This is a genomic window from Streptomyces sp. NRRL B-1140, assembly GCF_001280065.1.
Classification (GTDB): domain Bacteria; phylum Actinomycetota; class Actinomycetes; order Streptomycetales; family Streptomycetaceae; genus Streptomyces.
In genome coordinates this window covers 40237-62385 of record NZ_LGEA01000110.1, presented here as the reverse complement: position 1 = coordinate 62385, position 22149 = coordinate 40237, and the positions used below count along the sequence as shown (strand labels likewise).

General features: G+C 69.2%; 19 protein-coding genes. 13 read left to right on the top strand and 6 right to left on the bottom strand.

Annotation, left to right across the window (positions count from 1 at the left end; genetic code table 11):
- The first annotated feature begins 566 nt into the window (after window positions 1–566).
- Window positions 567–953, top strand: coding sequence for an ankyrin repeat domain-containing protein (locus ADK65_RS25520; protein ID WP_324614304.1), 387 nt, complete (start codon window positions 567–569; stop codon window positions 951–953).
- Complete coding sequence (locus tag ADK65_RS25515; protein WP_053672989.1) at window positions 950–3331, top strand: DEAD/DEAH box helicase; 2382 nt, start codon at window positions 950–952, stop codon at window positions 3329–3331. Before ADK65_RS25520 ends, ADK65_RS25515 begins: the two co-directional genes overlap by 4 nt.
- A gap of 154 nt (window positions 3332–3485) precedes the next feature.
- On the opposite strand, the gene ADK65_RS25510 is transcribed toward ADK65_RS25515, so the two are convergent.
- From ADK65_RS25510 to ADK65_RS25500, 3 genes are all read right to left on the bottom strand, one after another.
- The gene (locus tag ADK65_RS25510; RefSeq protein WP_053672987.1) at window positions 3486–4304 is read right to left on the bottom strand and encodes an SAM-dependent methyltransferase; all 819 of its coding nucleotides are present in this window, start codon (window positions 4302–4304) and stop codon (window positions 3486–3488) included.
- Between the two features lie 255 nt (window positions 4305–4559).
- The gene (locus ADK65_RS25505) at window positions 4560–5642 is read right to left on the bottom strand and encodes a ParB/RepB/Spo0J family partition protein (protein WP_053672985.1); all 1083 of its coding nucleotides are present in this window, start codon (window positions 5640–5642) and stop codon (window positions 4560–4562) included.
- Window positions 5639–6895 carry a ParA family protein gene (locus ADK65_RS25500; protein WP_053673005.1) on the bottom strand — a complete coding sequence of 419 codons (1257 nt, stop codon included), beginning with the start codon at window positions 6893–6895 and terminating at the stop codon, window positions 5639–5641. The genes ADK65_RS25505 and ADK65_RS25500 overlap by 4 nt, the downstream gene beginning before the upstream one ends.
- Before the next feature lie 1212 nt (window positions 6896–8107).
- Here ADK65_RS25500 and ADK65_RS25495 point away from each other — a divergent pair.
- From ADK65_RS25495 to ADK65_RS25470, 6 genes are all read left to right on the top strand, one after another.
- Entirely contained in the window at window positions 8108–8560 is a 453-nt protein-coding gene (locus ADK65_RS25495; protein ID WP_053672983.1) for a MarR family transcriptional regulator, read from the top strand.
- Window positions 8560–8871 carry a hypothetical protein gene (locus tag ADK65_RS25490; RefSeq protein WP_053673003.1) on the top strand — a complete coding sequence of 104 codons (312 nt, stop codon included), beginning with the start codon at window positions 8560–8562 and terminating at the stop codon, window positions 8869–8871. Before ADK65_RS25495 ends, ADK65_RS25490 begins: the two co-directional genes overlap by 1 nt.
- Window positions 8872–9559: 688 nt before the next feature.
- Window positions 9560–10672, top strand: a complete 1113-nt coding sequence (locus tag ADK65_RS25485; RefSeq protein ID WP_078956137.1) for a bifunctional DNA primase/polymerase — start codon at window positions 9560–9562, stop codon at window positions 10670–10672.
- Window positions 10669–12177, top strand: coding sequence for a DNA primase family protein (locus ADK65_RS25480; RefSeq protein WP_053672981.1), 1509 nt, complete (start codon window positions 10669–10671; stop codon window positions 12175–12177). The genes ADK65_RS25485 and ADK65_RS25480 overlap by 4 nt, the downstream gene beginning before the upstream one ends.
- Window positions 12174–12551: a DUF6009 family protein gene (locus ADK65_RS25475; protein WP_053672979.1), complete on the top strand. Its 378-nt coding sequence runs from the start codon at window positions 12174–12176 to the stop codon at window positions 12549–12551. Before ADK65_RS25480 ends, ADK65_RS25475 begins: the two co-directional genes overlap by 4 nt.
- A 558-nt stretch (window positions 12552–13109) precedes the next feature.
- Entirely contained in the window at window positions 13110–14126 is a 1017-nt protein-coding gene (locus tag ADK65_RS25470) for an NAD-dependent epimerase/dehydratase family protein (protein WP_053672977.1), read from the top strand.
- Here the strand turns inward: ADK65_RS25470 and ADK65_RS25465 are convergent.
- From ADK65_RS25465 to ADK65_RS25455, 3 genes are all read right to left on the bottom strand, one after another.
- On the bottom strand, window positions 14123–14794 hold the full coding sequence (locus tag ADK65_RS25465) for a ScbR family autoregulator-binding transcription factor (RefSeq protein WP_053672975.1): 672 nt from the start codon (window positions 14792–14794) through the stop codon (window positions 14123–14125). The two genes, ADK65_RS25470 and ADK65_RS25465, sit on opposite strands and share 4 nt — an antisense overlap.
- Before the next feature lie 216 nt (window positions 14795–15010).
- Window positions 15011–16009 carry a ScbA/BarX family gamma-butyrolactone biosynthesis protein gene (locus ADK65_RS25460; protein WP_053672973.1) on the bottom strand — a complete coding sequence of 333 codons (999 nt, stop codon included), beginning with the start codon at window positions 16007–16009 and terminating at the stop codon, window positions 15011–15013.
- 127 nt (window positions 16010–16136) lie between these two features.
- Complete coding sequence (locus ADK65_RS25455; RefSeq protein ID WP_053672971.1) at window positions 16137–16352, bottom strand: hypothetical protein; 216 nt, start codon at window positions 16350–16352, stop codon at window positions 16137–16139.
- 689 nt (window positions 16353–17041) lie between these two features.
- On the opposite strand from ADK65_RS25455, the gene ADK65_RS25450 reads away from it, so the two are divergent.
- The 5 genes from ADK65_RS25450 to ADK65_RS25430 all read left to right on the top strand — a co-directional run bounded on the left by ADK65_RS25450 (window position 17042) and on the right by ADK65_RS25430 (window position 22110).
- Window positions 17042–17665, top strand: coding sequence for a ScbR family autoregulator-binding transcription factor (locus ADK65_RS25450; RefSeq protein ID WP_234352951.1), 624 nt, complete (start codon window positions 17042–17044; stop codon window positions 17663–17665).
- 174 nt (window positions 17666–17839) lie between these two features.
- A complete protein-coding gene (locus tag ADK65_RS25445; RefSeq protein WP_053672968.1) occupies window positions 17840–18676 on the top strand; it encodes an AfsR/SARP family transcriptional regulator in 837 nt (278 codons plus the stop codon).
- A gap of 109 nt (window positions 18677–18785) precedes the next feature.
- The gene (locus ADK65_RS25440; protein WP_053672966.1) at window positions 18786–19751 is read left to right on the top strand and encodes an SRPBCC family protein; all 966 of its coding nucleotides are present in this window, start codon (window positions 18786–18788) and stop codon (window positions 19749–19751) included.
- A 20-nt stretch (window positions 19752–19771) separates the two neighbouring features.
- Window positions 19772–21256 (top strand): hypothetical protein, encoded by a 1485-nt coding sequence (locus ADK65_RS25435; RefSeq protein WP_053672964.1) that lies wholly within the window; start codon window positions 19772–19774, stop codon window positions 21254–21256.
- Window positions 21253–22110 (top strand): 4'-phosphopantetheinyl transferase family protein, encoded by an 858-nt coding sequence (locus ADK65_RS25430; protein WP_078956136.1) that lies wholly within the window; start codon window positions 21253–21255, stop codon window positions 22108–22110. Before ADK65_RS25435 ends, ADK65_RS25430 begins: the two co-directional genes overlap by 4 nt.
- Window positions 22111–22149: the final 39 nt, after the last annotated feature.

Sequence of the window (22149 nt, the reverse complement as noted above, 5' to 3'; positions counted from 1 at the left end):
CCTCGGCGCTGACGCGCCGAGGAGTTGCCCCTCCGCTGCGCTTCGGGGCGTTGGCTCCGCTGACGCTCCGCCAGATTCCCGCGCAAGCGCGGGAATTGAATTCCGCGAGCGGAATTCTAAGGGTGTGTCAATTCGCGCATGCGCGAATTGAGGGGAATCCCGCAAGCGGGATTCCTGGGGCTGGCTACGGGAGGGTGTGCGTCGTGTGCTGGCCTGTGTAGGGTCTGAGGATCTCACTTGTCACTCCTGTAGGGGAGTTGACGGGCGTCCGAGCTCTACGGGTATTTCCCGTAGAGTAATGACGGGTTCCGCTGCGCTCCACCCGAACCTCTCCCCTGGCTTCTTCGGGCTTGTGGTGCCCGTGCCAGTGTTGTTCCGATCGACTGCACGTGAACTGGCGGTGGGAGGGCGTACTGTCGGTGCATCACTCCGGACGTGAACCATACGCCGAAGTGGGTGCATCATGGTAGGCCGCTGTGTAGGATTTGGGAGTAGACGGCATACCTGGATGTCGGTTCCTGCTGGTCGGATTTGCTCGCTGCTTGTGGTGCGCATCGGAGGTAGTAGTGCGTGGTGAAACGGGGCGAAGCGCTGGCAGCCTGAAGGGTTGGACGCCCGTGCATCGGGCTGTGGAGATGAGCGACTACGAGACGCTCACTGTGCTTCTGGATGCCGGAGCCGACCCTGACGAGCTGTGTTTCGGTCACACGTTGCTTACCCATGCCATAGACGTCGAAGGGGACGGCCATCTTCAGTCGGGTCATCCGCTGAACACAGCCGCTACCTCGATCGTGTTGGCTTACGGAGCTGACCCGTGGCTGCCGGCCGCGGACGGTGAGACCCCCTTGCAGGTCGCCCGGCACTACAGCCATGAGCCGGCGGAGCGCTTGCTGCGTCGCTGGATGGCGCGAGGTGAGGGAGCGGGCGTCAGGGAGGAGGTGGGACGGCTGTGAAGCTGCGTGACCATCAGATCGAGGCTGTTGATGCCATTGTCCGGGGCCTGGACGTTCCGCCCGGGGGGATGCCACCGGGCGGTCTGCGGGGGCAGGTCCATGCGGCGTGTGGGACCGGGAAGACCGTCATGGCCGCAGCCGCGGCACGGCGGATGGTGCCCCGCGGGCGGGTGCTGGTGCTGGTGCCGACGCTGGATCTGCTGGCGCAGACTGTGAGGGCGTGGCATGAGGTGGGGCATCGGGGGCCGGCGGTTGCGGTGTGCTCGCTGCAGGATGACCCGGAGCTGTGGAGCCTGAGGGTGCGCTCCACCACCAGTGCGGTGCAGCTGGCGTTGTGGCACGGGCGGGGACCGGTGACCATCTACGCGACGTATGCGTCGCTGGGTGTTTTGGCGGAGGCTTTCGAGGGGGCCTACGGCCAGAAGCTTGATCCGGTGGACCTGGCGGTGGTTGATGAGGCGCACCGGACTTCCGGGTCGATGGGTAAGGCATGGGCGGGCATCCACGACAGGGCCGTCATTCCGGCGGCGCGGCGGTTGTATATGACTGCGACGCCGCGGATCTGGGAAGAGCGGCTGAGCCGGGAGGTCGCTGAGGGGGTGCGGGATCCGCTGCCGCGGGAGATGGCGGCCTCGATGGACGATGAGGAGGTCTTCGGGCCCGTCCTGTACAGGCTGTCGCTGGCTTCCGCCGTCTCGCGTGGGCTGCTGGCGCGGTATCAGATCATCGTCCTCGAGCTCCAAGACCCGGTCCTGACCCCTCAGCTGCTCTACGGTGAGGACCGGTACAGCGAACAGGTCCGCGGGCAGCGTCTCGGGGCGCTGCAGGCCGCGTTGCTGCACACCATGGCGCAGCACGACCTGTCGACGTGTATTGCGTTCCACCACCGGACGATCGAGGCGCAGGCCTACGCCGAGGGCCTTGAGCGCGTCGCGGCGAAGCTCCACGCCAACGAGCCGGAGAAGTATCCGAAGGGGATGTGGGCGGGCTGGCTGTGCGGTGAGCACGCCCCCGAGCGCCGGCGGCAGGTGCTGGGCTCGTTCGGCTCCACGACGCGGCGTGCTGTCCTCTCCAACTGCCGCATCCTCGGTGAGGGTGTGGACATCCGCGCCGTGGACAGTGTGGCCCTGCTCGATCCGAAGGGCGCCCCGCATGACATCGTGCAGGCCATCGGGCGCGCTCTGCGGCAGAAACCGGGACAGGGAAAACTCGCCTCGCTGATCGTGCCGGTCTTCCTCCAGCCAGGAGAAACACCACAGGACATGATCGGCTCGGGGTCCTATCGCCCCTTGGTGAAAGTCCTTGAAGGGCTGCGCGCTCACGATGAAGAGGCCGTCGAACTGCTCGCCATCCCGCAGGAGCCGCAGAAAGACCTCGCGCAGCCGTCCAAGGACATCGGTCCGCCGCCCGGGGAAGGCGAGGACGAAACCCGCCTGCTGCTGCGCTTCGCAGCCCCGCGGGATCCGGTACTCGTCGCCAACTGGGTGTCCTTCAACGTCATCGACACCGAGAAACAGGACTGGGCCCGCGGCTGGGCGAAACTCAAGACGTACGCCGAGCGAGAGGGCCATACCCGGGTTCCCTACGGGCACAAGGAGGACGCCTACCCCCTCGGGCAGTGGGTCGCAGAACAGCGGCGGGCCCACACGGCCGGGCAGATGAGCAGCCAGCGCGCCCGCCGGCTCGAAAAACTCGGCATGGTCTGGTCACTGGCCGACGAGCGGTTCCAGGAGAACCTGGAAGCCGCAAAGGCCTACTACGACCAGCACTGGACACTGTGCGCACCCCGCACCGCCACCATGCTCGACCGGCCCATCGGACAATGGCTGTCCAACCTGCGCAGGCCCGGAGCGCTGGACGCACACCCCGAGTGGAGGGCGGTACTGGAGGCCGTCGATGAGCACTGGAACCCCGCCTGGCCACCCGACTGGCAACGCCACTACACCGCCGCACGGCAACTACTACGCGACCAGAGCGACCCCACCATCGTCACACCCGGCGTCACCATCCACGGGATGGACATCGGCCGATGGCTCCACAAGCAACGCCAACACGCTGTCTGGCACGGACTGATGGACCAGCAGCGCGAGCTCCTCAAGCAACTCGGCATCACACCCCTCCCCCCAGAACAGGAAACACCCGCCAAGTCCCCCAAGACGGCCCCCGACGCCTTCCAACGGGGTATCGCCGCCCTCGCGCAGTACAAGGAGCGGGAAGGGCACCTGACAGTGCCAAGAGGACATGTAGAGATGCTGCCGGATGGCACAGAGGTCCGACTCGGCGTATGGATCATGAACCAAAAGAGCAGGCGCGGGAAGCTCACCGCGGACAAACTGCAGGCCCTGGCCAACCACGGCCTTGAGTGGGCAACAACATAACCCCACAATGCTGAGTCAACCGTTCGAGGCACTGGCTCGGGGGGGAGCTCTTGGCCGCTACGGCACCTGGAGTTGCGGTCGGAACGGCCGCATGGGCACCGGAGATCTACCCGCTGTTCTCAGGCGAGTGGCCTGGCACTTCGGTCGTCGGGGGCTAGGGTTTGCGCGCCAGCCCGGCTGCGATGAGGTGCTCCCAGACGGTGAGGTCTCGTTCGCCGCTGCTGTTCCACGGGCTGTCGGCCACGACGGGATGCCAGAGGGACGCGGGGACGATCCCGGGGTCGAGGATCTCCAGGCCGTGCAGCAGGGCTTTGATCTCTTCGTCGGTGCGCCAGCGACCCCGGCCGAAAGTTTCCTGGAGGACTCTCTCGGCCTCTGCCGTCTCTGTGTTGTTGCCGGAACGGAAGTGGCTGACGAAGAAGTAGCTCCCCGAGGGAACGTGGTCGCGCCAGTAGCGGACGAGTCCAGCCGGGTCTTCCTCGTCGTTGACGTGGTGGAGGATGGCGCTGAACATGACGGCGACGGGGCGGTCGAAGTCGATCAGTTCCTGGGTGTCCGGGTGGGTACGGACTCCTTCGGGGTCGCGTACATCGACGGGGACGACCCGGGTCTGGTCGTTCTCCTCCAGCAGTGCGCGGCCGTGGACCAGTACCTGGGGGTCGATGTCGACATAGACGACACGAGAGTTCGGAGCGTGGCGTTGCGCGACCTGATGCACGTTGTTGGCGGTCGGAAGGCCGCTCCCCAGGTCGATGAACTGCCGTATGCCGGTGGTCGTCACGATCACCTCGACCGCACGGGTCAAGGCTTGGCGGTTGGCGAAGGCGATGGCCACCGACCCAGGAAGGTCGCGTTTGAACACGTCACCGACCTGCCGGTCCACGGCGTAGTTGTCCTTGCCCCCGAGCAGGTAGTCGTAGACACGGGCGATGCTGGGTTTGGTGGGGTCGATGGAGGAGCCTGCATCCGTCATGGCGCCCATCTTCCCCCGGGACGACCATGTCGCGGGCGGCAAGTTGGAACCCGCGGCCTCATCCTCCAGCCGACGCGGGGTGCTCCGACAGCCTTGCTCGTTCAGGAACATGGGTGACACCCGGTGACACCCACTTCAGCCCCCTCATCCTTCTTCAGAGGGAACGCGAAGGCGCCGGGACGGAGCGCGGACCGGTCTCCCGACAGCCGGGAGACCGGCCCCACGCACGAGAGACCCGCCCACGCGCGAGAGAGGTCAACCTGCAGAGACGGCCCTGCTGTCCCGGTGCTTGATGAGCCGGTCCAGCATCTTGTCGAACTCGGCCGGCGGCATCTTGTGGATCAAGTAGATGGCTGCGGATGCGCCATCGTCGTAGGGGAATCGCTTGAGCTGCGGCTCGCCTCCCCCCGCTGTGGTATCGGCGGCGGGGGATTGGACGGGGAGAGTCGGCGAACCCTCTCCTGTGCGTGTCTGATCTTCAGCAGCTCCCTGCCTCGGAGAGGGCGTGGGCGGCACAGCGGAGCCGCCATCGTCTATTACGCCGTAATAGCCGTCGGTCTGCTCGGCTTCCTGGGTGGCCGGAGTAGCAGCTTGGGTCTGCTTCCCTCGTTTGCGCTCCTGCTTCTCTGCCTCCTTGCGGGCTCGTTCCTGCTTGAGTCCCGCGAGCACCGTCTCCTGCTGCTCGGGGGGCTTGCTGCCCACAGCACGCAGCAGGTCGATGGGCTCTTCACCGATACGGGCCTGGAGTTCCGGGGTGAGGCCGAGCAGAGCGAGCCGTTGTGAGACCCACCCCTGGGAGCGATGAAGCCTTTTCGCCAGAGCGGTTTGGCTGCCGTGGATGGCGAGGAGTCGTTGCAGAGCTCGTGCTTCGTCCAGCTCCGACAGGTCCTGGCGGTGGATGTTGGCGACGAGGGCGCTTTCGAGGAGCTCTTCGGAGTTGCCGCCCTGGTCGTCGCTGACCATCACTTTGATGGTGGTGAGGCCGGCGTCGCGTGCGGCGGCGAGTCGGCTGCTGCCGTCGATGACGACGTGGGTGGTGTCCGGTTCGAGGTCGGTCTCCCGCTCCGGGTTGGCCTTGATGTAGGCGTCCCGGTTCATGACCGTGATCGCTTGCTTCTGCCCATGGGTCTGAAGGCTGCCTGCGAGATCGGTGAGGTCTCCGAGGCTGGAGCGGGGGTTGTCGGGGTTGAGGCTGATCCGGTGTGGGGGGAGTTCCGTGGGAGGTGCAACGCCGTCGGTTGGCACGCCGGTCGCTGCTGCGACGGCCTGCCGGCGGGCGCTGACCGGCCGCGCTCCCCCGCCGAAGCGGCCGGCTCCCAGCTGGCTGGCCTTGCTCACGACACCTCCCGCGCCAGGGCTCGCATGCCGATCGCCTGCTGCGATTTGGGCGCGTATGACAGGAGCGGCTTCTTCACTCGTACTGCTTCCTTCTGTTCCTTGAGGTCGCCGATGAGGCCGACGACTCGCGGGTCCTTTATGTCGACCCAGCCTTGGAGTGAGGAGGTGGCGATGTAGCCGCGGCGGGAGTCGTAGAGGTTGACGACGATGCCGAGGTAGTCGATGTCGACTTGGAGGTCGGCGCGCAGGTCGTCGATCTGTGTGGTCAGCAGGTCGTAGGCGTCGGCGGAGCTGTCCTCGGCCTGGACGACGATCAGCGCGCCGGATTGTCCGGGTGCCTCGCTGTCGCGGCGGCGCCCGTAGTAGGCGGCGGCGTCCATGCTGAGGCCGAGGCTGGGTGGGCAGTCGACGACGATGACGTCGTAGTCGTCTTCGAGGGGGGCGAGGGCTCGTTCCAGGGCGGCTTCTCGGGCCCGTACCGCGGACAGGCGCACATCGAGGAGGAAGGCGTCGTTGCAGGCGGGCAGGAGGTGGAGGCGTCCTCCGAAGGCGTCGTCATCGATGGAGACGATGAGATCCCGGAGATCGCCCTTCGCGTCGCCTGCCATGTGGTTGGTGAGGCTGTCGCCGTTCATCGGCAGGGGAGAGGCGCCCAGTTGATTGGTGAGGTGGCATTGGGGGTCGAAGTCGACCAGCAGCACGCGCTGCCCGAGCCCGGGCAGGTTTTCCACGTCGAGGGGATCTGTCTCCTGCTCGTCGTGTACCTCGCTGGCGCGTAGGGCTTTCGTGAGGGCCTTGGCGACGCGTACGGCGTGGAGCGCGTTGGGGTCTTCGGCGAGGGCTTCGCCGAGGCCGGCCGTGATGGCGGTCTTGCCGACGCCGCCCTTCTGGTTGCAGACGATGATGCGCCGGGTGATGGAGGGCCGCTCGACGTCAGGGGCCGGGTTGGTGTCGAGCCACAGCTGGACGGCCTGGGCGAGGCCTTGGGCGAGGGAGACGCGGCGGTCGGATGCGGTGCGCGTGAACTCTTCCCACTGTCCGTGAGGGAGGAAGGTGGAGAAGGAGCTCGCGCCTGCGGTGTCGACCTGGGCGGGGGAGGAGGCCAGGGTGCACCAGTCTGCGATGCCCTGTTCAACGGCCGCCTGGATCTCGATGCCGTGCTGGGCGGCTCTGATTTTGAGGTTCTGCCGGAGCCATCCCGGCAGCTTGGATACGACCTTCTCGCGGTCGCTGGAAGTGGCAGGCGAACTCATGGAGGACACCATACTAACGTCCATGATCCTTTGTCGTCATTGACGCGTTAGTTTGTTACCTGTTGGGGTGTCAGGGAGCGCTCACGTCTGTCCGCGAGCTATTACGGCGTAATAACCCCCAGTGGCTGCGAGCACGTGCGCCATCTATTACGGCGTAATCGTCACAGCTCGGGGAGCTCTGAGTGCACCGACGTGAACATGGCCCTCGCCGTCGGCACGAACAGCCTGGTACCCCACGTCCACCGTCACTTATATGGGGGATCTCGGCTACGAGTGCGCCCGATTAAGGCATACGTCTGCTATAGGAACGGCCACGCGCTGGCTCTCCTGTCGGGGCGCGGCTTGCGCAGAAGTCTCCTGCTGGTACCTGCAGGAGGGCGGGTGCGGGTCACGGCCCAGGCCGCAGTCGCCACAGGCCGTCATGAGACTGCGGGCCGACGAAGAGTTCCGGGATGTGGCGGGGCGGCGTGGTACCAGGGGCCTTCGCCGGCCCCTGGACCCCGCTGCCCCGCCACATCCCGGCGCGAATCCGTTTCGTCGTGGCACAGGCCCGTACGCGCCGGGAAGTGACGGGTACGGGTGGGCAGGGGTTCCGTGGGACGAGCACCTTCAGTGTGGGTAGTCCTGGTTGTGACCGCGGGCCGGGACGGGGCTCGGCCGTGGGGTGAGGTCCGTTCGTTCCCCGCGAGTGGCATTCGATGGTGGTGACGAGACGAGCTGAGCACGCCGTCCGGCCGTGCACGAGTGCAGGGATTGCGTGGGCGGTCGGGTGAACGGCGCGGCTCCTGTCGAGGTAAGAGAGCGCGCTTCCCAATCAGCCTCTGACCTGCATAAACACCTCGAACGACCAAGACCGTAGGAACTGCCTGCCAGTTCCTACGACAGCGGAGGGCGATCAGAGGATCTGGGTGAACAGTTCCTACGGTCTTGGCACTCGGTTCTGGGAACCGCACACCACGATCCTGAGGACTGGCACCGCTGTTGCAGGATCGTGGTACCCAGATCCTGCAACAGCGGCAGATTGACGTGACGTACATGAGTCGGCAGTGGTGCGGTCGGATCCGGCAGACATGAATCCTGAGCGTTTCAGCAGGCGACACGGTCGGTGGGCAGGGTTGATTGACTTCCTGCTCATGTACGTTAAGTTCATCTGGTCGGCCTCCAAGCCGCCTCTCATGAACCGTCAGACAACCCCCGTTCACGGAGGGCCCGTTGGGAGCAGTACGCAGGCTGGTTGATGCCGAGACGGGCGAGGCGGTGCCCTATGCGCCGTACGCCTTCTCCGGCAGGCACACCCAGGTCGACAAGGCGCGCGTCGAGGCGATCACCGAATCCAAGGCCTTCACGCCCAGTCAGAAGTTCCTGGTCCTGTGGTGGATCGGAGTCTCGCCCGAGGGCATGGAACCTTTGAGAGCCACCGGAGCCGACATCGCCAAGCGGGTGGGCATGTCGGCCGACGCCGTCGGGAAAATCAACAGGAAGTTGGCCAAGCACCGCATCCTGATCGTCCGCGGACGCATCGGCAACTACAACTTCTACCGGATCAGCCCGTACATCGCCTTCCACGGCACAGGGCTCGAGCAACGTGAAGCGGTGAAGACGTGCAACCCGCCAGACATCCCCGGATTCAACGAGAACGTGCCTGCACGGTGGGAGGCCCAGTGATCAGCAGCGAAGACAAGCAGAAGAACCTCGAGCTGCTGGAGAAGACGGCCGGCATGACCGCCAACCAGCGTCTCGTCGTCATGCTGTACGCCCTGCATCCGACCGACCGGGCCGGCGCTGTTCTCGAGACTGCCGCCAACCTGGCCAAGCTCGTCGGTATGGCCGCGCCCGTCTTCTCCCGCACCCGGAAGCAGGTCATCGAAGCCGGCTGGCTCGAGGAGACCGAGAGGCTCGGGCACATCAGGTATTACCGGCTGGACCCCAAGCGCCTGGGCGAGAACGTCGTCGTCCCCCTTCGCCGGGCGACCTGACGTCCCACAGGCCGCACCTCATGTACGTCACGTACATGAGGTGCGGCCTGTGGGACGTCCTCCATGTAAGAAACGTTTCGTTCCGCCGGCAGCTTCCTGGTTCGGCTTCGACCAGGGCCTTGCCCGCGAGGCCCACCGCACCTCCGACCGCGTACGCGGCCAGCTCAGGACTCACGGCCCTCCTGCAGGACCACGGAAGACCTGACGGAGGCGTCTCGGTGGGTCGGCCCAGAGTCGCTGCAGGGTCGCTCAAGAGGCGCTGCAGTCGGCGCTGTCGACTGGGCCGGGGCGGGGGACAGCGACTGGTACCCGCTTCGGTCGCTCTCGGTCGCTGTTGGAAAAGGCCTGGTCAAGCAGGGGTTTTCCGCCGATCAGCGACCGAAGCGACCGAAGGCCGGAGTATATGGAGACATTTGCGCGCGTGTGTGCGCGTGCGCGTGGCGTCATATATAGAGACCTTGAGTCGCTTCGGTCGCTGATCGGTCACTGTCAGGGCCTGTGACCTGCTTCTTCGTCGAGCGGTGCGGGAAGCGGTGCGAGGATCTTCGGTCGCTGGGCTGCTCGTTGAGTCGCTCGGGTCGCTGGTGATGCGTTCCGGTCCAGTTCCTTCTGTGTCTCGTTTTGCCTCTCACGTTTCGCTAGTCTGTTTCAGTCGTTCAGTCGCTTGGGTCGCTAATGGGGGATGCGCATGGCTTCTGAGCTGCCGTTCTTATGTAGCGACTCACGGGGATCGGATGTCCGTCCGTCAAGCGTCGGTCGTCCGCTGGCAGTTGCCCGATGGTGTGCGGGCCGGGGCTGGCCGGTTCATCCGCTTGCACCCGGCCGCAAGACCCCGGCGGGCAACTGTGCGTCCTGCCGGGAGGAGGGGCACACCCACGTCGGGTGCGGCTGTCCTGCCGCGGGCCGCTGGTGTCATGGATTCCGCGCCGCCACGCTGGACGTGACCAGGATCGAGCAGTGGTGGGGGAACCACCCCGGACTCGGGGTGGGAGTCGCCTGCGGCCCGGCCGGGCTGGTGATCATCGACATCGACGCGCACGACACGCAATTACCCGACCGGGACCGTCTGCTGCCCGGTATCAGGATCCCCGTCGGCGTCGACCTGACCGGGCTGGCCAACGGGTTCCACACGATCGCCCTGCTGGCTGCCCTCCGGGGCGCCACCAGCCCCGCCGACGACGAGACGACCCTGCGGGTGCGCACCCCGTCCGGAGGCCTGCACGTGTGGTACCGGGCCCAGCGCGGGCACACCTGGCAGTGCTCCACCGGGTCGGGCGGCGGCCGGGCGCTGGCCTGGCAGGTCGATGTACGGGCCGGCGGCGGGTACATCGTCGCCCCGGGGACGGTGACCGAGGCGGGGGTGTACGAGGCCGTCGGGCCCGTGCGGGAGCCCGCCCCGCTGCCCGTGTGGCTCGCCCGGGAGCTGAAGCGCACCGGGCACCTGCCGCGGCCGCGAGTGCCCGCGTCCCGTCCGGTGCCGCCCCGGGCCCGGCTGGCCGTCCTCGCTGCGGGCGGCGGCCGTGGGGCCGCGGGGAGGGCCCTGGCGGCGCTGCTCGCCGACGTGGCCGGTTGCGTCGCCGTACCCGAGGGAGCGGCGTTCTCCGAGAAGCTGAACCGGGCCGCCTACACCGCGGGGGGTCTCGTGGCCGCCGGACACCTGGCGCAGGAGGAGGCGGAACGGGTGCTGACGGAGGCGGCCGAGCACGCCCGTCCCGGACAGGAACGGCGCTACGCGGCCATCATCCGCGGCGGCCTGGACGCCGGCCGGCTGCGCCCGCTGGCCCTGGGAGAGCGGACATGACCTCCCGACCCGACGGCACCCTCTTCGACGCCCAGGCGGTCGCCGTGCGGATCCTCGCCCAGCCCGAGGACCAGCCCGAGGACCAGCCCCGCGTGCCGGGCCCCCGGCGGGACGGCGAGGCCACCGCCGACGGGCTGCTGCCCGACACACTCAGCGACCGGGGCAATGCCAAGCTGTTCGTGAAGCTGTACGCCGACGACTACCGGCACGTGCCTGGCCTCGGCTGGTTCCGCTGGGACAGCACCCGCTGGCAGGTGGACGAGGACGACACCGTGATGTGGGCCGCCGGTGATCTGGCGGAGTCCCTCGCGAGCAACGATCCGCGCGGGGTGTTCACGGCGGCGGCGCTGCAGCGGCACCGCAGCCGTGCGCTGAGTACCAGCGGCATGAACGCGATGCTCACCCAGGCCAGGTCCGCTCCGGGCATGGTGCTCAACGCCTCCCGGCTGGACGCCGATCCGTACGCGCTGTGCACGCCGGCCGGCATCGTGGACCTGCGGAGCGGGGCGATCCGTACGCCGGATCCGAACCGGGACTTCCACTCCCGTTCCACGACCGCGGCGCCGCAGCCGATGCCCACCCCGCGATGGGACCGGTTCCTGGCCGACACCTTCGGTGACGGACACGAGGGCGCGGAAATGATCGACTTCCTGCATCTGCTGCTGGGCTACTCCATCACCGGGGACGTCGGCGGGCAGGTCATGCCGTTCCTGTTCGGCTCCGGCAAGAACGGCAAGTCGGTGCTTCTGGACGTACTGATGAAGCTGCTGGGCGACTACGCCGACGCCGCGCCGCCGGGGTTCTTGATGGCCCGGCCCTACGAGGGGCATCCGACCGATCTGGCCGAACTGCACGGCCGGCGCGTGATCGTGTGCAGCGAGGTGAAGCCGGGGGACCGTTTCGACGAGGCACGGGTGAAGCTGCTGACGGGCGGCGACCGGATCAAGGCCCGGCGCATGCGGCAGGACTTCTTCAGCTTCGAGCCGACACACAAGCTGTGGCTGCTGGGCAACCACCGGCCGGAGGTCGGGACCGGCGGGTTCGCGTTCTGGCGGCGGATGCGGCTGATCCCGTTCGAGCGGGTGGTGCCCGACGACCGCAAGATCGACAACCTGGCGGACATCCTCGTCACCGAGGAGGGCCCCGGCATCCTCAACTGGCTGATCGTGGGCGCCCGTCGGTACCTGAGCGGCGAGAGGGACCTGACCGGGCCGGAACGCGTCCGGATCGCCACCAACGCCTACGCGGAGACCGAGGACCACACCGGGCGATTCCTCGGTGAGTCCTGCCGGATGGAGGGCGGTCTCAGGGCGGAGCAAGCGAGGCTCTACGCGGCCTACAGGGACTGGTGCCAGAATGAGGGGTCCCCGGCCGTCTCGTCGCGTGCCTTCGCCGCACGGGTCCGAGAAGTGGTGGGACTGGCCTCTCCCAAGGAGATGATCCTGTCCAACCAGCGCAAGTACTACCCGGGCATCGGACTGGTCGCCGACGAGGAGACAGCATGAGCGCCCTCATCGAGGAGTGCGAGATCGAGAACGAGGTCGACCTCGTCTGGCTCGAGGACATCGGCGATCTCGACTACGTGCGCCAGAGCCTGGACCGGCTGCCGACGCGGCGCGGCAGGCCGGCGTACCACCGTGACGGGCGCATGGTCGGGTACGCGCTGCTGGGGCCCGGCGCGAAGCCGTCGCGCTCCTCGGGTACGTTCCGGCGCCGGGTGTTCTGGCTGCTGCCGCACGACCGCGACACCGATCCTGAGGGTCTGTATGCGATGGGGGCGCCGGCCGAGGCGGTGGACCCGCGCACGCTCTCGCCGGGGAGCAAGGGCCACAAGACCGAGCGGTCGGAGGGCGGGCCGGTGTCGTGGCCGGTTGTGTAGTGCCAGGGCGTGCCGCGAGTGGAGACCCTCATATGAGGCCGCGTTGTCAGATGGCCGCGCCGTGCAGGTGGAGTCCGCCGAGGTAGCCGACCGGGTCGTGCCGTGAAGGGTGGAAAGTCCGTGCCGGTTGGCCGCCGCGGTCGGTTTTCTCGGGTACCACCGCCCGGATCCCGCGTCCGCGCAGCTACGAAGGGGACCGCGTGCGGCCGTCGGCAGCGGCGGTTCGAACCCAGCGCACTCTTCGTCCGTGAGATGGCCCCCGAGTCATCCCGCCCGTCTCCCGTCCGGTCCCGGCCGGCCCGGCGAAGAAGCCGGACCCGTGATCGCAGTCGGCGGAGCACCGGCGACGGACGGGGTACGGAGCGGGGGGTGATTACGGCGTAATCGGCTGGGCTCAGATCCTCTGGGGCAGGTTACGCAGGCATCAGTACGCCCGGTTGTGCGACGAGATGCTTCCAGCATTGAAAAGAACCATCCGCCCGGTATATTTTACTGTCGGCACAGGGGCCCACATGTCACGTCGTCGGCACGAAGGTCAGTGCTCCAGGGGGAAGAGGCATGAGCGTGCTGCAGAGCGGAACGGCACCGGCCACCGGCGCGCCGACCTCGGTACGGCGCGGTGCGGGCACCGTGCTGGTGGCGGGTGGCAACGGCTTCGTCGGAAGTGCGGTGGTCGAGGAACTGCTCATACGGGGGGCTGCGGAGGGTGCGCCCGCCATACGCGTCCTGTCGCGTCGGCCGCCCCGCTTGTCCCACCGGCACCGCGTGAGCCATGTACCCGCCGACCTCGCACAGCCCGGTGCACTGCGCGGACTGTGCGCGGGAGTGGTGACCGTCGTCCACACGGCCACGTACGTGGGGCGGGATGCCGCTCTCTGCGAGACGGTCAACCACCACGGCACCCTTGCCCTCTTGGAGGAGGCCCACCGGGCCGGCGTCGAGCACTTCGTCTACGTCAGCACGGCCTCGGTCTACGGCGCCGGTCCGCATCGCGGAGCGGACGAGTACACCCTGACCCCGAACCCGGCGTCCCCCGCGAGCAGTTCACGGCTCAAGGCCGAACAGGCCGTTCTCGACTCCGGGGGGACCGTGCTGCGCCCGCATCTGGTTCATGGTGTCGGCGACGTGTGGTTCATCCCCACGATCGTCCGTCTGCTCACCCTGGTGGCGGCCTGGCCATCCGGTGCGACGTCACACAGTTCCATGATCGCGGTCCGGGACCTGGCGCGCTGCGTGGCGAGTCTGGTGACCGCTCCGAAGGCCACGGACCGGGCACGGGTGTACCACGCGGCCCATCCCCGGCCGGTGTCCATGGAGCAGGTGCTGCTCACCCTTCATCGCCGGCTCGGCCTTCCTCTTCCCCGCAGGGACATGTCCGTTCCGGAGCACCGGGCCAGGCTGGCCCGCGCCGCGACCCAACTGTCCGATCACCAGTACACCCTGCTCACGCAGGACCACTGGTACGACAGCGACGCCCTGTGGGCCCGCACCGGCGAGGCCCCGGGGCTGGGCTTCGAGGCACGTTTCGCCGAGGCCACGCACTGGTACACGGCCCACCTCGCGAGGCGCGACTAGTGGGCGTGGGCGTGAGCCTGCATCTCTTCGTGGGCCTTCTTCCCGGCTTCGTAGACCTTCCTCCCGCGGCCCTCGCCGAGGTCCACTGACGCCAGCACCGAGGGGACCGCGATGCTGGGCAGCAGGTGACGCAGCATCGCGGTCACCCGTGCGGGGAGGTCCTGGTGGCTGTTGATCACCTGGGACATGGTCTGTACGCCGGAGTACGCGCCCACGATGACGTTGGCGGTCTCGGCCGGCACGATGTGAGGAAGCAGTTCTCCCTGGGCCTGAGCCTTCTCCAGCCGCTCCTGGAATCTCTCGATCCAGGGGTTGAACGCCTCGCCGCGGTCGAGTCCGTCGGTCACCTGGGACATGGACAGCCGCGCCCCTGCCCGCACCATGGGGTCGGTCTGCAGGAGGTAGGTGTACCGCAGCAGGATGTCCACCACTTCCTGGATCTTGGACGGGTGGTCGGGAATGCCGAATTCCTGATGCTGGGCGGTGAGAACGGCCTGAGCCAGTTCCTCCTTGGAGGGGAAGTGGAAGTACAACGCTCCCTTGGTCACCTTGGCCTCGGAGAGGATCTCGGAGATCGTCGCCGCAAGGTACCCGCGTTCCTCGAAGACCTTGGCCGCGGCCAGCAAGATGGTCATGCGCGTACGGATGGCCCGCTCTTGCTCGGCCATGGTGCCCTCCGGTCGATCGACGTGCTGAGAAAGTCTCCAGATATCAAACCATCCGGTCCTTATTTTATCAGCGGGCCCATGCCGGCGGAACAGGGAAGCCAGTTTGGTTGTGGTGTCACCGATGAGGGTCGTGAGGTGTCTGCGGTGGTGAGACCGGAGGTGAGGCGGACGGCCCTGCACCCTCGAGGGTGCAGGGCCGTCCGCCTCACCTCACATTCAGCCGTGCGCCGCCGCGGTCACGGTGGCGATGAACGCCCGCTCACCGTGCTGATGCCCCGTCACCTCCACTGCCTCGGCGCCGCCGGGCGCGTCGGCGGGCAGGCGGCGTGCCTCGATCAGGCAGGGCTCGTCCAGCTCCACGTAACTGCTGAACTCGCTGGTGATGCTGAGCGGGAGGAAGGAGGAGTCTCCCAGGACCGCGGTCGCGCTCTGGCGGACGGCTTCGAGGAGCACCATTCCCGGGACGTGGTCGACCGGGTGGTCGAAGAGCACGGGGTGCCGGGTGTCCACCCTCAGCTGCCAACGGTTTGTTTCCTCGGTGGGCGAGAGGACCACATCGGCCGGCGATGTGCGCCCCACGCTCTGCGGTGCCACCGGGGCCGTCAGCGGCAAGGGGCGGTGTTCGCTGCTGAACACCCGCTCCGGACGCAGACGGCGGTACACCGATGGGGCGATGAGAGTGAGGGAGAGCCGCCCCATCGCCACCAGCTGCCCCTCGCGCAGCACCGCGGTCTCGTAGGACAGACCGCTCAGGCGGCGGCCTCGCATCTTGACGTCGGTGCACGTCACCTCAAGATCCAGCGAGGCGGGTACCTGGTACATCGGCAGCTGCTCGGGGTGCACGGTGAGGTCGAGCTGCTCCAGCAGGAACTGGTGGCCGAAAGGAACACCGAACTCCGCGTGGCAGAGCAGGGGAGCGATCTGCCTGATCGTTTCAGCAGCCATCAGCGGGTCGTAGTAGACCCCGTTGACGGGGGTGAAGAAGCTGTGGCTGCGCGGCCATTGGGCGCGCACATCGAACCGTGTGTCCTCCAGGCGGTCCCAGCCGGTGAGCATGACCTCGGCGTTGGCCGCACGGTGCACCAGTTCCCTGGGCACCGTGGTCGTCAGACCGGCGTGGCGGAGGGTGTCGATCCTGAAAGGTGAGGAGGTGGCTTGCACCGGACGCTGGTCGATGAGTGGGTTTTCGATCCGAAGCGTGCTCGTGATCGTCATCGCTCCCCCTGGACGAGAAGGACATTCGAGTGGTGGATGGGTCTGGCGTCGGCTTCGAGGTGCCACATCAGGAACCGGTGGCCGAACGGGACGCCGAACTCGTGGTGAAGAAGTCGTGCCGGAGGCGTCACGGGGCGGCCACGGTGAAGTGGGTGTCGTCCGTACGCTCCCAGTCCGTGAGCAGCGCTTCGGTGGCGCCGGCGAGATGGACCAGTTCCCCGGGAACCGTGGTGGTCAGGGAAGGGAAACGCGGCACGACGATCCGCGCCGACGTTGTGCTGTTCTCCTCGGTGTGGCGTGCGCCGGGTACCGGGTGTTCGACGCGGAAGGTGCTCGCAGGCATGCCTGTTCCCCCTGGGCTGCGGTGTGCGAAGTTTTTGTGTGCGCCCTCAGGCCGAGAAGATACATACCATCCGGTTTAGTTTCTAGCGGTAGCAAGCACTCCGCCTCTGGGGTTTCCGGAGCGGCCCATACCGGTTCACCGACGGCTCGCCGCAGGGGTCGAGGGCGTCATGTGACATGGTCATTCTCCTTGCGTGCAGGGCGAGTTGGCATTGATCCGGGGTGTCAGGGCGTTTCCGCGCCGGGGCCTCGCTCGTGCGGTCCGGGTCGCGAAGACGCCGGTCCTCGAGCGCTCCTTTCCAGTGGTTCCGCAGCGCTGTGGCGGAGCGTCCGCCTGGGAGGGAAGCGGCGCAGGAGGCGCCCCCAGTGGCGGTGTGCCCGGGCCGGATGGTCGATGAACAAGCCTTCGCTGTAAGGGAGTTACCAGGACGCGTGACATGCGCCCGAGGTGTCGCGGTGTGCAGTCCTGGCGGGCGTGCGGGCGTGTGCCGGGCTCGAGGCCGACTCGAGGCGGACTCGAAGTGGGCTCGCCCGTGCGATCGGTGTACCTGCAACGCAAATAACAGACCTATCATGCTGTTTCTGCTAGGGGATCGGTGCTCGGTCGGTGTACTGGCACGCGCGATTCGCGACGGAGCGTTCGCGACGGCAGCGGACCGGTGTCGGCCCAGGAGGTGAAGAGTGATGGTCATGCAGGTACGGGCGGCGCAAACGCGCCAGGCCCTCATCGCCGCGGCGGCGGAGGTCTTCGCTGACGAGGGCTACGTCAAGGCCTCCCTGCCCTTGATCTGCAAACGGGCCGGCGTGAGCTCCGGGGCCCTTCATTTCCACTTCGCCAGCAAGGACGCCCTGGCCAGGGAGGTGGAGGGCGCGGCCGTGGACGTGGCGGAGCAGCTGGTGCAACGCCGCCGGGCCGCGGCCGCGACCGCGCTGGAGTCGATGGTGGACACCACCAGTGCCCTGGTGCTCGCCATGGCCTCCGACCCCATGGTCAGGGCGGGTTTCCGGTTGAGTGGTGACCCCTCCCGCAAGGGCGGGGCGGAGCTGTTCCAGTGGTGGCGTGGCGCGGTGCGCGAACTGGTGGCGAGGGCACGGGCCGCCGGGGAACTGGCGCAGGACGTCTCGCCCGAGGACGCGACCGCGGTGATCATGGCCGCCACGGTCGGTTTCGAGACGCTCGCCGGGTGGGACGAGGAGTGGCTCTCGGCCGAGCGTGCGGAGCGCTTCTGGGCCTTCGTCCTGCCGCGTCTGGCGGCGTCGCCCGAAGTGATCCCGGACGGTGCGAGCCCCGGCGCGGGGGAGGGGCCTTCCTAGGGGCGGCCGGAGGAGGTTACCCGGAGTGGGCCGGAGGAGCAGGTCCGTGGGGCGGAGAGTCGCTCGAGTGGTGCGGGAGGACGAGTGCCGCGTTGACAAACCGCACGTGCTGTTTTCTACTCGGATGTCTGGCATGGCGCTTCACAAAGCCTGCGGCAGACGGGGGGAGAGGGCGTGGACATAGGCATACTCGGCTCATTGACGGTGCGGGAGAGGGGCGTCTCGATCACGCCGACCGCACCCAAACCGCGTCAGGTGCTCGCCCTGCTGGCCCTCCGCGCCGATCAGGCCGTGACCGTCCAAACGCTGACCGAGGAGCTCTGGGGCGCCGCGCCGCCACGCAGCGCGCGGCCCACCCTGCAGACCTACATCCTCCAGCTGCGCGAGCTCATCGCCTGCGCGCTCCGGCAGGGCGACGGCGGCGAGGAAGGGCAGCGCTGTGCCAAGGACGTCCTGCTGACCGTCCCCGGTGGCTACCTGCTCAAGACCGGGCAAGGCGCCAACGACCTGCGGGACTTCGAGCGGCTGGCCGGGCTCGGCTTCCGCGCCATGGACGCCGAGGACTACCCCGGGGCCGCCGCCCGGCTGTCCGAGGCGCTGGACCTGTGGAGCGGACCCGCACTCGCCGACGTGTCCGCGGGCTTCCATCTGGAGACCGAGACCCGGCGGCTGGAGGAGAGCCGGCTGTGCGCTCTCGACCAGCGGATCGAGGCCGACCTCAGGCTCGGCCGGCACCGCGAGCTGCTCGCCGAACTGACCGTACTGGTCAGCCGGTACCCCACCCACGAGAGCCTGTGCGGCCAGTACATGCTGGCCCTGCACCGCTCCGGGCGCCGGGGGGAGGCGCTCAACGCCTACCAGCAGCTACGCGCCAGGCTGGTGCGCAACCTGGGCCTCGAGCCGTCGGCCGCACTGGCCAAGCTCCAGCGTTCCATCCTGGTGTCCGGTCCGGCGGGCGCACCGGCACCCGCCGCCACGCCCGCCGCCGGCCGCCTCGCTCCGGTGGGCTGATCCTGCCGCCCGGTCCGGACACCTGATCCGGCCGGCCCGGCCGGGGCTCGAGCGGCGCTCGAGGCGCGCGGGACAGCCTGGCGGCGCACTGTGAGGAGAGGGGTCACTCATGCCGTCCCAGCGAGTGCACTCCACCCGGCGCACCGTCTCCGTGGCCGCACCCGCCCATGTGGTCTACGGCATGCTCGCCGACGCCCCGCGCTGGCCGGTGCTCCTGCCCTCGTACGTCCACGTCGAGCAGATGGACTTCGACGGTGCCGGGCAGACGCTGCTGGCCTGGGAGTTCGAGGCCGGCCGCGTCCGCTCCTCGCGCCTGCGGCGCACGCTGCGACCGCAGGCGCGCTCCGTCGACTTCGTACAGGAGGACCCCGCCTGGCCCGGTGACACCGTCGCCGGCTCCTGGAGTGTCGAACCCGACGGCGCCGAACGGTCGCTGGTGACCTTGCGGCACGAGACGCCGCACCCGTACACGGCTGCGGGGCCGGACGGCCTCGGCGCGGACGTGGACGAGCGGCTGGCCCGGCTGCGCGAGGCGGCCGAGCGGTGGGACAGGCTGGACGAACTGCTGCTCGCCTTCGAGGAGCGGCTGCGCGTCGACGGCCCCGCCGAACTCGTCTACGACTTCCTGTACCGCGTGGAGGACTGGCCCGAGCTGATCCCCCACGTCGACGACAGCAGCGTGCTGGAGGACCGGCCGGGCACGCAGGTCGTGGTGCTCGACACCGGTGCGCACGACGCCGGTCCCACGGCAGGCTCCGGCGAGGCGGGAGGCTCCGAGACCGTACGGCTGTGTTTCCCGCATGCCGGGCGGATCGTCTTCAAGGAGACGGCTCCGCCCGGGCCGATCGCCGCGCACAGCGGTGAGTGGAGCCTCGTACCGGACGAGTCGGGGCTGACGGTGGTGTGCGCGCACCGGGTGCTGCTCCGTGAGGAGTCGGTGGAGCCCGCCCTGGGGGCCGGCGCCCTGCCGGTGGACGCACGTCGACACGTGCGCGAGCGGCTGGGGCGGGAGAGCCGGGAGACGCTGCGCCTGGCCAAATGGCATGCCGAGAGCCCCGTACGCCGGTTGCGATGAGGACGAGGAGGAAGCAGGCGATGACGCTCACCCGACCGGATCCGCTCGCACCCCAGGAGGCCGCGGCGCCCACCGCGACGCCCCCGCACGCCGATGTGCCTTCTCTCGGCGACGGGCCGCTGTCCGCCGACGTCGTGCTGCGCGCACGGTGGCTGGAGGTGCTGCTCGGAGATCCCCTCGCCCCCACGGGTCCCTGCGGCCGTACGCCGTCGGAGGCCGCGCGGGAGGTCCCGGCCCCCTCGGGCGCGCTCGGCGCCGTGCTCCCCGGGCCGGCCGACGTGCGCCGTATCGGCGCCGCCGGGATCGTGCGCGTGCTGCGCCCGCTCTTCCGCCGCGACCTGGGCCTCGGCCACGCCTGGGCCGTCCGTCCCCTGTCCGGCGCCGTGGCCGGTACGCAGACGGGCCGGCCGGGCGGCGAACTGGGCGCGCTGCTCGGTCCGGCGGCGCTGATCGCGGCGGCGGGCGGCGCGCTGCACACGACCGCACGGCTTGTGGACTCCCTCGCCGCGCGCCAACCGGGCGTACGGCAGTGGCAGCCCGTGCTGGCCGCGGCCTTCGCCGACCTGCTGGCCTGCGAGAGCCTGACCGCGGTGGCGCTGCGGGCCCTGGACCTGACCGCGGGCGGGACGCCGGCCCTGACCGCCGCGGCCGGCTACGTGGTGCCCCAACTGGTCGGCCAAGTCCTGGACGACCTCGAACTCGCCCTGCACGAGAGCGGCTTCGGGCCGGACACCGTCGAACGCCGGGCCCTCGCCAAGCTGGCCGCGGACCATGTGGCGGCCGGGGCGGACCATGTGGCGGCCGGGGCGGACCCGGCGGCCGCGGCCGCCGCCCAGGCACGGCTCATCCGCGCGCTGCCCTCGCTCGCCGACCCGGCGGGCGGCGCCTTCCCGGCGGATGCGGAACTGGGGGAGGGCCGTGAACACGCCGTGTCACGTGAGGTGTTCCGGCTCGGGCGGCCGGGTGCGGTACGTACCGGGACGCGCGTGGGCGCGGTGTCCACCGCCGACGTCGCGGCGGCCCTGCCCCTCGCCGCCGCCCGGCTGGCCGAGCGCACCGACGACGATCCGGCCGTCGCCGCGCTCGCCCGCGTCGCCCGTCGGCTGGCGACCGAGCAGCGGACGCTGCGCCTGCCGTACCCGGCGGCCGGACACACCGGCCCGGCCGACCCGGTGGCCCGGGCCCTGGCGGACCGTCAGGCCCTTTTGCTGCTGGCCGCGGCCGTGCTGGGAGTCGGCCAGGAGGCCGGCGGTTTCCTCGGCCGCCCCCACTGGGCGCTGCTCGTCCTAACCCGCGTCATCCGGCGGCTCGGCGCCCCGCTGCCCGGGCCCGCCGTCGACCCGGCCGGTGACGTGTGGGCGGAGCTCGCCGAGCGGACCCGGCAAGGCGTCGACTGCGACGTGTACGGCTCGGAGTTGCTGTGGGCGGGGGCACAGACGAGGACTGGGGCAGGGGCAGGGGCAGGGACGGAGGCCGGCGTGCGGCGGGGCGGGGGCGGGACATGAGCGGCGTGGAGCCCTCCGGGGCGCCGCTGCACGTGGCCGGGCCCGAGGGGCCGTGGGACGAGGTCTGCGAACGGTTCGAGTCCGTCGGGCGGGCCGTCGTCCACACGACATGGGGCGAGTGGCTGACCGCAGCCCTGCTCGATCCGGAGCTGCGCGGCCTGCTCGGCCGGGACCGGCCGCGCTACCGGCAGAACCCCGCGGCGGCCGGGCGCCTCGCCTTCGCCGTGTCGCGCGTGGTCATGAAGCACACGGCCGCGGCGGTTCTCTACACCGCCCCGGCAGCCCTGGACATCGCCTACCTGCCCGGCGGTCAGCCCACGCTGCGAGGCTTCGCGGGCGAGCTGTGGCTGAGCCTGGCCCACACCGAGGAACTGGTCGTCGTCGCCGTGAGCCGCCACGGGCCGGTGGGCGTGGACACCGAGTCGGTCACCCGGCGGGTGTCCTTCGAGGCGCTGCACGGGCAGGTGTGCACCCCGCAGGAGGCGGAACTGCTCGCCGCGCTGCCCGACGACCGGAGGGCGGCCCGGTTCCTGCGGCTGTGGACGCTGAAGGAGGCGTACACCAAGGCGCTCGGGCAGGGGATGCGGCGCGGCTTCGGCACCGTCGGCTTCCGCTGGGACGGCGACGGGCACGCGGTGCTCGCCGACGACTCGCCCGCCGCCCGCGCCTGGTCCTTCACCACGAGCCTGGTCCGGGACCGCTACCTGGTCAGCGAGGCCTGCAACATCACGGGCCAGGTCCCCGGCCAGGTCGAGGACCGCTTGCGCGACGATCCAGACGCACTCGCGCGGACGGGCCCCTCACCTGCGCAAACAGTACGGTCTTGGGGGACTTGGAGCCCTGGTCGGCGATGAACGGGGGCGATGGGCGGGACGGCGAGCGGGCGCCGCGGA